General features: G+C 60.5%; 13 protein-coding genes. 12 read left to right on the top strand and 1 reads right to left on the bottom strand.

Features of this window, described 5'->3' with window-relative positions; translation table 11 throughout:
• The first annotated feature begins 81 nt into the window (after positions 1-81).
• From OQ248_RS04785 to ispD, 7 genes are all read left to right on the top strand, one after another.
• Entirely contained in the window at positions 82-1,029 is a 948-nt protein-coding gene (locus OQ248_RS04785; RefSeq protein ID WP_085712849.1) for an acetyl-CoA carboxylase carboxyltransferase subunit alpha, read from the top strand.
• A 146-nt stretch (positions 1,030-1,175) separates the two neighbouring features.
• A complete protein-coding gene (tilS, locus tag OQ248_RS04780) occupies positions 1,176-2,504 on the top strand; it encodes a tRNA lysidine(34) synthetase TilS (RefSeq protein WP_265812180.1) in 1,329 nt (442 codons plus the stop codon).
• 274 nt (positions 2,505-2,778) lie between these two features.
• Positions 2,779-4,410, top strand: a complete 1,632-nt coding sequence (locus tag OQ248_RS04775; protein WP_011332696.1) for a CTP synthase — start codon at positions 2,779-2,781, stop codon at positions 4,408-4,410.
• Positions 4,411-4,415: 5 nt separating this feature from the next.
• On the top strand, positions 4,416-5,261 hold the full coding sequence (kdsA, locus tag OQ248_RS04770; RefSeq protein WP_007954807.1) for a 3-deoxy-8-phosphooctulonate synthase: 846 nt from the start codon (positions 4,416-4,418) through the stop codon (positions 5,259-5,261).
• Between the two features lie 156 nt (positions 5,262-5,417).
• Positions 5,418-6,707 (top strand): phosphopyruvate hydratase, encoded by a 1,290-nt coding sequence (gene eno, locus OQ248_RS04765; RefSeq protein WP_007954808.1) that lies wholly within the window; start codon positions 5,418-5,420, stop codon positions 6,705-6,707.
• Positions 6,708-6,878: 171 nt separating this feature from the next.
• Positions 6,879-7,157, top strand: a complete 279-nt coding sequence (ftsB, locus tag OQ248_RS04760) for a cell division protein FtsB (RefSeq protein ID WP_003222158.1) — start codon at positions 6,879-6,881, stop codon at positions 7,155-7,157.
• On the top strand, positions 7,154-7,861 hold the full coding sequence (gene ispD / locus OQ248_RS04755) for a 2-C-methyl-D-erythritol 4-phosphate cytidylyltransferase (RefSeq protein WP_265812179.1): 708 nt from the start codon (positions 7,154-7,156) through the stop codon (positions 7,859-7,861). Before ftsB ends, ispD begins: the two co-directional genes overlap by 4 nt.
• Here the strand turns inward: ispD and OQ248_RS04750 are convergent.
• Positions 7,858-8,754, bottom strand: a complete 897-nt coding sequence (locus OQ248_RS04750) for a LysR substrate-binding domain-containing protein (protein ID WP_085712852.1) — start codon at positions 8,752-8,754, stop codon at positions 7,858-7,860. The two genes, ispD and OQ248_RS04750, sit on opposite strands and share 4 nt — an antisense overlap.
• Positions 8,755-8,870: 116 nt before the next feature.
• On the opposite strand from OQ248_RS04750, the gene OQ248_RS04745 reads away from it, so the two are divergent.
• Genes OQ248_RS04745 through surE form a run of 5 tightly spaced genes read left to right on the top strand, consistent with a single transcriptional unit; the run spans position 8,871 to position 13,203 of the window.
• Entirely contained in the window at positions 8,871-9,983 is a 1,113-nt protein-coding gene (locus OQ248_RS04745; protein ID WP_265812178.1) for an S-(hydroxymethyl)glutathione dehydrogenase/class III alcohol dehydrogenase, read from the top strand.
• Positions 9,984-10,038: 55 nt separating this feature from the next.
• Entirely contained in the window at positions 10,039-10,884 is an 846-nt protein-coding gene (gene fghA / locus OQ248_RS04740) for an S-formylglutathione hydrolase (RefSeq protein ID WP_265812177.1), read from the top strand.
• A 53-nt stretch (positions 10,885-10,937) separates the two neighbouring features.
• Positions 10,938-11,411, top strand: a complete 474-nt coding sequence (gene ispF, locus OQ248_RS04735) for a 2-C-methyl-D-erythritol 2,4-cyclodiphosphate synthase (protein WP_102717203.1) — start codon at positions 10,938-10,940, stop codon at positions 11,409-11,411.
• On the top strand, positions 11,408-12,466 hold the full coding sequence (truD, locus tag OQ248_RS04730; protein WP_085712855.1) for a tRNA pseudouridine(13) synthase TruD: 1,059 nt from the start codon (positions 11,408-11,410) through the stop codon (positions 12,464-12,466). Before ispF ends, truD begins: the two co-directional genes overlap by 4 nt.
• The gene (gene surE, locus OQ248_RS04725) at positions 12,454-13,203 is read left to right on the top strand and encodes a 5'/3'-nucleotidase SurE (RefSeq protein ID WP_265812176.1); all 750 of its coding nucleotides are present in this window, start codon (positions 12,454-12,456) and stop codon (positions 13,201-13,203) included. The genes truD and surE overlap by 13 nt, the downstream gene beginning before the upstream one ends.
• Positions 13,204-13,235 lie beyond the last annotated feature (32 nt).

The raw sequence follows: 13,235 nt of genomic DNA, 5'->3' as shown, positions 1-13,235 counted from the left end.
CGCCTCTCCCTTAAGGTAGGGCGCGAATAGACAACCGGCCGGCCCCAAGCTCACTTGGGACACGACCCAAGACGGACGCCTATGAACCCGAATTTCCTGGATTTCGAACAGCCGATCGCCGACCTGCAAGCCAAGATCGAAGAGTTGCGCTTGGTCGGTAATGACAATTCGCTGAATATCGGCGATGAGATCTCCCGCCTGCAGGACAAGAGCAAGACGCTCACCGAAGACATCTTCGGCAAGCTGACCAGCTGGCAGATCGCACGTCTGGCACGTCACCCGAAACGTCCATACACCCTGGACTACATCGAGCACATCTTCACCGAGTTCGACGAACTGCACGGTGACCGTCACTTCTCCGACGACGCGGCCATTGTGGGCGGCGTGGCACGTCTGGAAGACCAGCCAGTGATGGTGATCGGTCACCAGAAAGGCCGTGAAGTACGCGAAAAGGTACGCCGCAACTTCGGCATGCCGCGCCCGGAAGGCTACCGCAAGGCTTGCCGCCTGATGGAGATGGCCGAGCGCTTCAAGATGCCGATCCTGACCTTCATCGACACTCCGGGCGCCTACCCTGGCATCGACGCCGAAGAGCGCAACCAGAGCGAAGCAATTGCCTGGAACCTGCGCGTCATGGCTCGTCTGAAAACCCCGATCATCGCCACCGTTATCGGTGAAGGTGGTTCCGGCGGCGCACTGGCAATCGGTGTCTGCGATCAGCTGAACATGCTGCAGTACTCGACCTACGCGGTGATCTCGCCGGAAGGTTGCGCTTCGATTCTGTGGAAAACCGCAGAAAAGGCGCCGGATGCCGCTGAAGCGATGGGCATTACCGCCGAGCGTCTGAAAGGTCTGGGCATCGTCGACAAAGTGATCGGCGAGCCTCTGGGCGGCGCTCACCGCGATCCGGCGGCTGCTGCTGCCTCGATCCGTGCCGAGCTGAGCTCGCAACTGGCGATGCTGAAGAAGCTCGACAACGAAGCGCTGCTCAAGCGTCGTTACGATCGTCTGATGAGCTACGGTCTCTAAGTCGAGCCGTTTCGGCCATCGATGCAAAACACTGTGGGAGCGGGCTTGCCCGCGAATGCGATGTAACATTCAACAACTGTGTTGGCTGTTTCAACGCTTTCGCGAGCAAGCCCGCTCCCACTTTTGGTTTGTGAAAAGGTAGAAAAATGGGTCAGCCCTCGATTGATTTGCCTTCCAGGCTTTTGCGCAATCTCAAGCCCTGGCTCGGTGCTTCCCATTGGCGCATCGCCTTCTCCGGTGGCCTCGACTCCACCGTTCTGCTGCACCTCCTGGCCAATCTCGCCAAAACCGAATCCCTTCCGGCGCTAAGCGCCATTCATGTTCATCACGGCCTTCAGGCTGCGGCCGATGCGTGGCCGGCGCATTGTCAGGATGTCTGCGACGAACTGTCGGTGCCGTTGCAAGTGGTGCGTGTGCAGGTGCAGCCGGGGGCGAGTGTAGAGCGCGCGGCACGGGATGCGCGCTATGCGGCGTTCAGTGCGGCGGCTCAGGCCGATGATGTGCTGCTGACCGGACAGCATCGCGACGATCAGGCTGAAACGCTGTTGTTCCGGTTGCTGCGTGGCGCCGGAGTGCGCGGCCTGTCCGGCATGCCGGCGCAACGAGCGTTGGGGCAGGGCAGTCTGGTTCGGCCGTTGCTCGATATCCCGCGTGCCGAACTGGAAGCCTATGCGCGGGATCATGGTCTGCGTTGGGTGGAGGATCCGTCGAATCAGGATCGACAGTTCTCGCGCAACTATCTGCGCCATCAGGTCATGCCGCTGCTGACCGGTCGCTGGCCGCAGGCACACGCCAGCATGGCCCGCAGTGGGGCGCATTTGCGGGAGGCGCAAGGTTTGCTCGATGAACTGGCGCAGATCGATCTGGCTCAAGCGAGCTTGCCCAGGGAGTTCGAATGGTCGGGATTGCCATCGCTTGAGTTCGCGGTCATCGCCGGGTTGTCCGATGCGCGCCAGCGCAATGCACTCAGTCACTGGCTTGAACCGCTCACCCGACTGCCGGATACCGACCATTGGTCGGGTTGGATCGATCTGCGCGATGCCGGTCACGATGCCGCTCCGGTCTGGCGTCTGGCAGATGGCGAGTTGCACCGCAGCGCCGGTCGTCTGTGGTGGCTCAGCGGCCATTGGCTGCGCACGCCGGTGGTCAGCGGCGACTGGCGCGAGACGTCGCTGGCGCTACGCTTGCCCGATAACGGGCGTGTCATGTTCAGCGGTCAGACTCCCGCAGGGCCGCTGCGGATCCGCTATCGGCAGGGCGGCGAGGTGATGCATCTGGCGGATCGCGGACATCGCGATCTCAAGCGCCTGCTCAATGAGCGCGCGGTGCCGGCCTTTGTGCGTGGCAGATTGCCGCTGCTGTTTCGCGGTGAAGAATTGCTCGCCGTGGCGAACCTGCCGGGGCTCGATGGCAATGCACTGGAGGGCTGGCGATTGCATTGGCAGCCTTCTGACGAAGATCAAGGTTTGAGATGAAGGGGGCATTCCGGTAGACTACGCTCCCTTCTTGATACAACTTCTGTGGATTCGCCTGAATTGCAGGAGTTGCCGATTACCAAGCAGTCTTTGCTGGGCGATTCCAAAAAATGTGTAGCGAGCAACGTACCGGTGTTTTCACTTCCGGTCTGTCCCAACGCGGCGGTTTTTTTGAAAGGTGCACTGTGATTAATGCAGGTGATCGGGGGCTTCGGCCTTCCTTCGCTTTCCCCGGCGGCTCGGACCGCTTTAACGCAGACTTCTAGGGTTTTTCATGACGCGCTACATATTCGTCACGGGCGGTGTTGTTTCTTCTTTGGGGAAAGGCATTGCATCGGCTTCATTGGCGGCCATCCTGGAGGCGCGGGGGCTTAAGGTCACCATGCTGAAGCTGGATCCGTACATCAACGTCGACCCGGGCACCATGAGCCCGTTCCAGCACGGTGAAGTGTTCGTCACCCACGACGGCGCCGAGACCGACCTGGATCTGGGCCACTACGAGCGGTTCATCCGCACGACCATGACCCAGAACAACAACTTCACCACCGGCCGTGTCTACGAGCACGTGCTGCGCAAAGAGCGCCGTGGTGACTACCTGGGTGCAACCATCCAGGTGATTCCGCACATCACCGACGAAATCAAGCGTCGCATCATCAAGGGTGCCGGCGATGCCGACGTGGCCCTGGTGGAAATCGGCGGTACCGTTGGCGACATCGAATCGCAACCGTTCCTCGAAGCCATCCGCCAGCTGCGTGTGGAAGTCGGTTCCAAGCGCGCGATGTTGATGCACCTGACCCTGGTTCCGTACATCGCCACCGCTGGCGAAACCAAGACCAAACCGACCCAGCACTCCGTAAAAGAGCTGCGTTCGATCGGCCTGCAGCCAGACGTGCTGATCTGCCGCTCCGACCATCCGGTGGACGTGTCGTCGCGTCGCAAGATCGCGCTGTTCACCAACGTTGAAGAGCGTGCGGTGATCTCCCTGGAAGACGTCGATACCATCTACAAGATCCCGGCCGTGCTGCACGCCCAGGGTCTGGACGATTTCGTCGTCGAGCGTTTCGGCCTGCAATGCAATGGCGCCGACCTGTCCGAATGGGAAAAGGTCGTCGATGCCAAGCTGAACCCTGAGCACGAAGTCACCATCGCGATGGTCGGCAAGTACATGGAGCTGCTGGACGCCTACAAGTCGCTGATCGAAGCGATGAGTCACGCCGGCATCACCAACCGCACCAAGGTCAACCTGCGCTACATCGATTCCGAAGACATCGAAAATCAGGGCACTGCGCTGCTGGAAGGCGTTGACGCGATCCTCGTACCGGGCGGCTTCGGTCTGCGTGGCGTGGAAGGCAAGATCACTGCCGTTCAATACGCTCGCGAAAACAAAGTTCCATACCTGGGTATCTGCCTGGGCATGCAAGTGGCGGTCATCGAGTTCGCCCGTAACGTGCTGGGCTGGAAAGACGCCAACTCCACCGAGTTCGATCGTGCCAGCGGCCATCCGGTTGTCGGTCTGATCACCGAGTGGGAAGACGCCACCGGCGCCGTTGAAGTGCGTACCGAAGCGTCCGACCTGGGCGGCACCATGCGCCTCGGCGCTCAGGAATGCCTGCTCGAAGCCGGCTCCAAGGTGCACGACTGCTACGGCAAGGATGTGATTGTCGAGCGTCACCGTCACCGTTACGAAGTGAACAACAACCTGCTGCCGCAAATCATCGAGGCCGGCCTGAAGATTTCCGGTCGTTCTTCCGATGCTGCGCTGGTCGAAGTGGTCGAAGCTCCGGATCATCCATGGTTCGTCGCTTGCCAGTTCCACCCGGAATTCACCTCGACTCCGCGTGACGGTCACCCGCTGTTCAGCGGTTTCGTGAAAGCAGCGTTGGCTCAACACCAGAAGAAGGCGTAACCCCGATGGCACAGAAGATCATCCGCGTCGGCGACATCGAGATTGCCAACGACAAACCCATGGTGCTGTTCGGCGGCATGAACGTGCTGGAAAGCCGTGACATGGCCATGCAGGTTTGCGAAGAGTACGTGAAGGTCACCGAAAAGCTCGGTATCCCTTACGTGTTCAAGGCCAGCTTCGACAAGGCCAACCGTTCTTCTGTGACCTCCTATCGCGGTCCAGGCCTGGAAGAGGGCATGCGCATCTTCCAGGACATCAAACAAGCTTTCGGCGTGCCGATCATCACCGACGTCCACGAGCCTGACCAGGCCGCGGTCGTCGCCGAGGTCTGCGACATCATCCAGCTGCCGGCCTTCCTGTCGCGCCAGACCGATCTGGTCGTCGCAATGGCCAAGACCAATGCCGTCATCAACATCAAGAAAGCCCAGTTCCTCGCGCCTCAGGAAATGAAACACATCCTGAACAAGTGCGTGGAAGCGGGTAACGATCAATTGATCCTCTGCGAGCGTGGTTCGAGTTTCGGCTACAACAACCTCGTGGTGGACATGCTCGGCTTCGGCATCATGAAGCAGTTCGAGTACCCGGTATTCTTCGACGTGACCCATTCGCTGCAAATGCCTGGCGGTCGTTCCGACTCCGCCGGCGGTCGCCGCGCCCAGGTCACCGACCTGGCCAAGGCGGGCATGAGCCAGTCGCTGGCGGGTCTGTTCCTCGAAGCGCACCCGGATCCGGACAATGCCAAATGCGACGGCCCTTGCGCCTTGCGTCTGGACAAACTGGAGCCATTCCTGGCCCAGCTCAAAGCCCTGGACGAACTGGTGAAGAGTTTTCCGACGGTAGAAACCGCGTAAACCTCAATTCTCCGGTAAAGTACCGCACGATTTGTCGCTCATGCCCCCGGGTATGAGCGTTGTCGTCTGCAAGCTGCCCGCTGTACACCACTTGCCGACGGTCAAAAGATTTCCTCTAGCTGCGTCGTTTTCGTCAACTTTGGAGTGTTTACAACAATGGCAAAAATCGTCGACATCAAAGGTCGTGAAGTTCTCGACTCCCGTGGCAATCCCACCGTGGAAGCGGACGTGCTTCTCGACAACGGCATCATCGGCAGCGCTTGCGCGCCGTCCGGTGCATCCACTGGCTCGCGTGAAGCGCTCGAGCTGCGTGATGGCGACAAGAGCCGTTACCTGGGCAAGGGCGTGCTCAAGGCGGTAGCCAACATCAACGGTCCGATCCGCGATCTGCTGCTGGGCACCGACCCGAGCGACCAGAAAGCCCTGGACCACGCGATGATCAAGCTCGACGGTACCGAAAACAAGGCAACCCTGGGCGCCAACGCCATCCTCGCCGTCTCCCTGGCTGCGGCCAAGGCGGCTGCACAGGATCAGGACCTGCCACTGTACGCACACATCGCCAACCTGAACGGCACCCCGGGTGTGTACTCGATGCCGGTTCCGATGATGAACATCATCAACGGTGGCGAACACGCCGACAACAACGTCGACATCCAGGAATTCATGGTTCAGCCGGTTGGCGCCAAGTCTTTCTCGGAAGGTCTGCGCATGGGCACCGAGATTTTCCATCACCTGAAAGCTGTGCTGAAAGCTCGTGGCCTGAGCACTGCCGTCGGTGACGAAGGCGGTTTCGCGCCGAACCTGGCTTCCAACGAAGATGCACTGAAAGTGATCTCCGAAGCCGTTGCCAACGCCGGTTACAAGCTGGGCACCGACGTGACCCTGGCCCTTGACTGCGCGGCCAGCGAATTCTTCGAAGACGGCAAGTACAACCTGTCCGGCGAAGGCCAGGTGTTCACCGCTGAAGGTTTCGCCGACTACCTGAAAGGCCTGACCGAGCGTTACCCGATCATCTCCATCGAAGACGGTCTGGACGAGTCCGACTGGGCTGGCTGGAAGATCCTCACCGACAAGATCGGCGAGAAGACCCAACTGGTTGGCGACGACCTGTTCGTGACCAACACCAAGATCCTGAAAGAAGGCATCGATAAAAAGATCGCCAACTCGATCCTGATCAAGTTCAACCAGATCGGCACCCTGACCGAAACCCTGGAAGCCATCCAGATGGCCAAGGCTGCCGGTTACACCGCCGTGATCTCGCACCGTTCGGGCGAAACCGAAGATTCGACCATCGCCGACCTGGCCGTGGGCACTTCGGCTGGCCAGATCAAGACCGGTTCGCTGTGCCGTTCTGACCGCGTTTCCAAGTACAACCAACTGCTGCGTATCGAAGAGCAGTTGAATGGCAAAGCCAAGTACAACGGTCGCTCCGAGTTTCGCGGTTAAGTTGTAGATGGTAAAAAGACACCGGATTGTGTCGGAAAAGTCGTGACAGCGATGGATTTGCCACTAATCTGATGCCTTATATGCACAAGCCTGGATATTCCAGGCTTCGTGCTATCAGATGCTTCAAAGTTTTTGCGTGGCTGTCTTTTTTCACTGGATACCTGATATTCGATGCGCAGTCCTTACTGGTTGTTTCTCGTCTTGCTCTTGCTGCTGGCCGGTCTGCAGTACCGCCTGTGGGTGGGCAATGGCAGTCTGGCGCAGGTCGCCGAACTGAATCAGCAGATCGCTGATCAACACGCCGAGAACGAAGCCCTGCTGGAGCGCAACCGGGTGATGGACGCTGAAGTCAGCGAGTTGAAGAAAGGCATGGAGACCGTTGAAGAGCGGGCTCGTCACGAACTGGGCATGGTCAAGGACGGCGAAACCCTTTACCAGTTGGCCCAATGATCGATTCCCTGCCGGCCTTCTGGGCCGTGATTCCTGCTGCGGGCGTCGGTGCCCGTATGGCCGCGGACCGTCCCAAGCAATACCTGCAACTGGGTGGGCGCACAATTCTTGAACACAGCCTCGGCTGTTTCCTCGATCACCCGAGCCTCAAGGGGCTGGTGGTCAGTCTTGCTGTCGATGATCCTTATTGGCCGAACCTGGCCAGCGCCAGCGATCCGCGCATTCAACGGGTCGATGGCGCCGCCGAGCGTTCCGGTTCGGTGCTCAACGCCTTGCTGCATCTGCACGCGCAAGGTGCCGACGATGAGGATTGGGTGCTGGTGCACGATGCGGCACGGCCTAATCTGAGCCGTGACGATCTCGACAAATTGCTTGCTGAACTGGCAAACGATGCGGTCGGTGGCCTGTTGGCCGTGCCGGCACGCGACACTCTCAAGCGGGTCGACAAGCACGGTCGTGTGGTGGAAACCGTGGATCGCAGCGTGATCTGGCAGGCCTATACGCCGCAGATGTTCCGTCTCGGTGCACTGCACCGCGCGCTGGCGGACAGTCTGGTGGCCGACGCGGTGATCACCGATGAAGCCTCGGCGATGGAGTGGGCCGGCATGGCGCCGCGTCTGATCGAGGGCCGTGCGGATAACCTGAAAGTCACCCGCCCGGAAGACTTGGAATGGTTGCGCCAGCGCTGGGCCAACCGTCGTTAAATCCGGTACTCCGGTCGTTCGGCCAGACCTTCCTTGAGAAAATCCACCAGTTTGCGCACCTTCGGCGACAGATGCCGTTGTTGTGGATACAACGCCCACACCGCCGTATTCGGCGGTTGATGCGCCTCCAGCAGTGAGATCAATGCACCGCTGTGCAGGTGCTCCAGCACGTAATAGTCCGGCAGCTGACACAAACCCACGCCTTGCAGCGCCGCATCCAGCACCGCTTGCCCACTGTTGCAGCGCCAGTTTCCCTGTACCCGCTGGGAAAATTCTCGCCCGTTCTGTTCCAGCTGCCAGATATCCGAGCTGCCGATCAGGCAATTGTGCCGGCTCAGTTCCGACAAACTGTGTGGCCGACCGTACCGTTCGAGGTAGGACGGCGATGCGCAGAGGTACATGCGCCGTGGGGCCAGGCGGGTCGCCACCAAGCGGGAGTCCTGAAGACGCCCGAGACGAATCGCCAGGTCCAGGCCTTCGTGCACCAGATCCAGTTGCCGGTTGGTCAGTTCGATATCGATGCGCAGTTGCGGGTAGTGCCCCATGAACCGGGTCACCAGCGGCACGATAAACCGCTCGCCATAAGCCACGGCACAGGTCATGCGCAGCATGCCTTTGGGCTCGCTGGTCAGATCGCCGACGGCACGCAATGCTTCTTCGCGGCCGTCCTGCAGGCGCTGACAATGTTGCAGGAACGTCTGGCCGGCTTCTGTCAGCGTGACGCGCCGGGTACTGCGGTAGAGCAGACGTGTCTGCAAACGTTCTTCCAGCCGTACGATTTGTCGACTGATGTGCGAGGAGGAAACGCCCAGGCGTTCGGCAGCCGCGGTGAACTGGCTGCATTCGGCAACGGCAACGAACTCGTCGATGCCTTCCCAGCGGTTTTCGGACATCGGGATTATCCCTGTATGGCAATAATGTTTTGCTTTTGTCCTGATTATTCATCAATCGGCGCTGGACTACACTGCCAGTCTGTTTTTTTATTCAATGGATTCACTGGAGAGTCAGCATGATCAAGTCGCGCGCCGCCGTTGCCTTCGAGGCCAAGAAGCCGCTGGAAATCGTAGAAGTCGATGTCGCCATGCCCAAGGCCGGTGAAGTGTTGCTGCGCGTGGTGGCTTCCGGGGTTTGCCACACTGACGCCTACACCCTGTCCGGCGCTGACCCGGAAGGTATCTTCCCGTCGATCCTCGGTCACGAAGGCGGCGCCATCGTTGAAGCGATCGGCGAAGGCGTGACCTCGGTGGCCGTCGGCGACCACGTGATCCCGCTGTACACCCCGGAGTGCGGCCAGTGCAAATTCTGTAAGTCGGGCAAGACCAATCTGTGTCAGGCGATTCGCGCCACTCAGGGTAAAGGTCTGATGCCGGACGGTACTTCGCGCTTTTCCTACAAGGGCCAAACGATTTTCCACTACATGGGTACCTCGACCTTCTCCGAGTACACCGTGCTGCCTGAAATCTCCGTGGCCAAGATCTCCAAGGACGCGCCGCTGGAAAAGGTCTGCCTGCTCGGTTGCGGCGTGACCACCGGTATCGGTGCAGTGATCAACACCGCCAAGGTCAAACCGGGTGACACCGTGGCCATCTTCGGTCTCGGCGGCATTGGCCTGTCGGCCGTGATTGGTGCGGTGAAGGCCAAGGCCTCGCGCATCATCGCCATCGATATCAACCCGGCCAAGTTCGAAATCGCCAGGCAACTGGGTGCTACCGACTGTGTGAACCCGAAAGATTTCGATCGTCCGATCCAGGAAGTGATCGTCGACATGACCGACGGCGGCGTCGACTTCTCCTTCGAATGCATCGGCAACGTGCAACTGATGCGTGCGGCCCTGGAGTGCTGCCATAAAGGTTGGGGCGAGTCGGTCATCATCGGCGTGGCCGGTGCCGGCCAGGAAATCGCCACCCGTCCGTTCCAGCTGGTGACCGGTCGCGTCTGGCGCGGCTCGGCGTTCGGTGGCGTGCGTGGTCGTACCGAGTTGCCAAGCTATGTCGACATGGCTCAGACCGGCGAAATCCCGCTGGACACCTTCATCACCCACACCATGGGCCTGGAAGACATCAACAAGGCCTTCGACCTGATGCACGAAGGCAAGAGCATCCGCACCGTCATTCATTTCTGATCAATCGCGATGCCACGGCTGCCAATGCGCAGCCGTGGCTGCGTAGGAGTCCTACATGAGTCTGGAAAACATCTCCTGTCAGAAGAGTTTCGGCGGCTGGCACAAGCGCTATCGCCATCGCTCCGATGTGCTGGGCTGCGACATGGTGTTTGCCGTGTACCTGCCGCCGCAGGCAGAGCAGGGCGGCAAGCTGCCGGTGCTGTACTGGCTGTCGGGCCTGACCTGCACGGACGAGAATTTCATGCAGAAGGCCGGCGCCATGCGCATGGCAGCCGAACTGGGGTTGATCATCGTGGCGCCGGACACCAGCCCTCGTGGCGCCGATGTACCGGGTGACCCTGATGGCGCGTGGGATTTCGGCCTCGGTGCCGGGTTCTACCTGAATGCCACGCAGGAACCGTGGTCGCGGCACTATCGGATGCATGACTACGTCGTGCAGGAATTGCCCTCACTGGTTGAAGCGCATTTCCCGGCGTCGGACAAACGCAGCATCAGCGGCCACTCCATGGGCGGTCACGGTGCACTGGTCTGTGCCTTGCGCAATCCGGGGCGTTACCTGTCGGTGTCGGCGTTTTCGCCGATCAACAATCCGATGGATTGCCCGTGGGGTCAGAAGGCGTTCTCCCGTTATCTGGGCGAAGACCGTTCGAAGTGGCGCGAGTGGGATGCCTGTGCGCTGATCGCCGAGGCCGACGAGAAACTGCCATTGCTGGTCGATCAGGGTGACCGCGACGACTTCCTCGCCACCCAGCTCAAGCCCGAAGCTCTGCAACAAGCGGCAAAACAGGCGGGTCATCCGCTGACGTTGCGGCTGCAACCTGGCTACGACCACAGCTATTTCTTCATCGCCAGCTTCATAGACGACCACTTGCAGCATCACGCACGCGCTCTAGGCGCCTAACGCCTGACAAAGCAGGTAGAATCACGCCCTGACAAAATTCGGGGCGTTTTTTTATGCGTATTGGCCACGGCTATGATGTGCACCGTTTCGCTGAAGGCGATTTCATTACTCTGGGTGGCGTGCGAATCGCACACGGCTTCGGGCTGCTCGCTCACTCCGACGGTGACGTCCTGCTGCATGCCTTGAGCGATGCCTTGCTCGGCGCGGCGGCGCTGGGTGATATCGGCAAGCATTTCCCGGACACCGACCCGCAATTCAAGGGCGCCGACAGCCGTGCGCTGTTGCGTCATGTGGTCAGCCTGATTCACGCCAAAGGCTGGAAAGTCGGCAACGTCGACAACACGATCGTTGCCCAGGCCCCGAAAATGGCCCCCCATATCGAATCGATGCGCGCGCTGATTGCCGCGGATCTGCAAGTAGAACTGGATCAAGTGAACGTGAAAGCCACCACTACCGAGAAGCTTGGCTTCGTCGGTCGCGAAGAAGGCATCGCCGTGCATTCCGTTGCCTTGTTGCTGCGCGCATGAACGAACTGCAACTGCTCGGCCCGCGGGCCTATGGCGACGCCCTCGGCACCGCGGTACTGAAAGCCATCGCCGAAGATTTCCAGGTCGATGAAGTCCTCGACATTCCGTTCAGCGGTGATGGCGAGCACCTGTGGATCTGGGTGGAAAAGCGCGGTTTGAACACCGAAGAAGCGGCACGCCGCATCGCCAAGGCGGCCGGCGTGCCGTTGCGCACGGTCAGCTATGCCGGTCTCAAAGACCGTCAGGCGCTGACCCGCCAGTGGTTCAGCGTTCAATTGCCGGGCAAGGCTGACCCGGACCTGTCGGCGGCGGAAAACGACACGCTGAAGATCCTCAAGACCACGCGCCACAAGCGCAAGCTGCAACGCGGCGCGCATTCGGCCAACGGTTTCACCTTGCGCTTGACCCAGTTCAATGGCGACAAGGCCGCCATCGACGAGCGTCTGCAACTGATTGCCAAACAAGGCATCCCGAACTACTTCGGCGCCCAGCGTTTCGGCCATGACGGTGGCAACGTCGTCGATGCCCGTTCATGGGCGGCGCGCAAGGCTTTGCCGGAGCAGCGCAATGTGCGTTCGCGCCTGCTGTCGACCGCACGCAGTTTTCTGTTCAACCAGGTGCTGGCGGCGCGTGTTGCCGATGGCACCTGGCAGCGCGCCCAGGTTGGCGATCTGCTGGCGTTCACTGACAGCCGCAGCTTTTTCCCGGCGGGTGTTGCCGAGTGCAGCGACCCGCGCCTGGCGATTCTCGATCTGCATCCGACCGGCCCGCAGTGGGGCGAAGGTGACTCACCGGCCGCCGGTGCTGTCCATGATCTGGAGCAGGCTATTGCCGCACGCGAGGCGGATCTGCGCGATTGGTTGATTAATGCCGGTATGAGCCACGAACGTCGTATCCTGCGGCTGCCCATTGGCGGGTTGACGTGGCATTATCCCGAGCCTGACATTCTGCAACTGGAATTCGTCCTCCCGGCCGGATGCTTCGCCACCGTATTGGTGCGCGAACTCGTTGATCTGGTGCCGGTGGGGCAGACGGACAGCCCATGCGTATTCTGATTTCTAACGACGATGGGGTGACTGCGCCCGGTCTTGCCGCGCTTTATGCTGCGCTGGCGGATTACACCGAATGCGTGGTTATCGCCCCGGAACAGGACAAGAGCGGTGCCAGCAGTTCGCTGACGCTGGATCGTCCGCTGCACCCGCAATACCTGGCCAACGGTTTCATCAGTCTCAACGGCACGCCGACCGACTGCGTACACCTGGGGCTCAACGGTTTGCTGGAGCGCGAACCGGACATGGTGGCTTCGGGCATCAACCTCGGCGCCAACCTGGGCGACGATGTGTTGTATTCCGGGACAGTGGCGGCGGCGCTCGAAGGTCGTTTTCTCGAGCGCCCATCGTTTGCCTTCTCGCTGGCTTCCCGGCAGGTGGACAATCTGCCCACCGCTGCCTACTTTGCGCGCAAACTGGTCGAGGCCCACGCCGGGCTCGATCTGCCACCGCGCACGGTACTGAACGTGAACATTCCCAATCTGCCCATCGATCACATTCGCGGCATTCAGCTGACGCGCCTGGGCCATCGCGCCCGTGCGGCAGCGCCGATGAAAGTGGTCGATCCCCGTGGCAAGGCCGGTTACTGGATCGCCGCTGCCGGCGATGCAGAGGACGGCGGGCCGGGTACCGATTTCCATGCGGTGATGCAGGGCTACGTTTCCATCACTCCGTTGCAGCTCGATCGCACCTTCAATGATGCTTTCAGGAGTCTCGACGGCTGGCTGGAGGGGCTCAACTGATGGCTCGTGAACAAGACGACCGGTTGCGCAGC

Origin of the sequence: Pseudomonas sp. COW5, assembly GCF_026240005.1 — a bacterium.
GTDB lineage: Bacteria > Pseudomonadota > Gammaproteobacteria > Pseudomonadales > Pseudomonadaceae > Aquipseudomonas > Aquipseudomonas kribbensis.
This window is presented reverse-complemented; position numbering and strand designations above follow the sequence as displayed.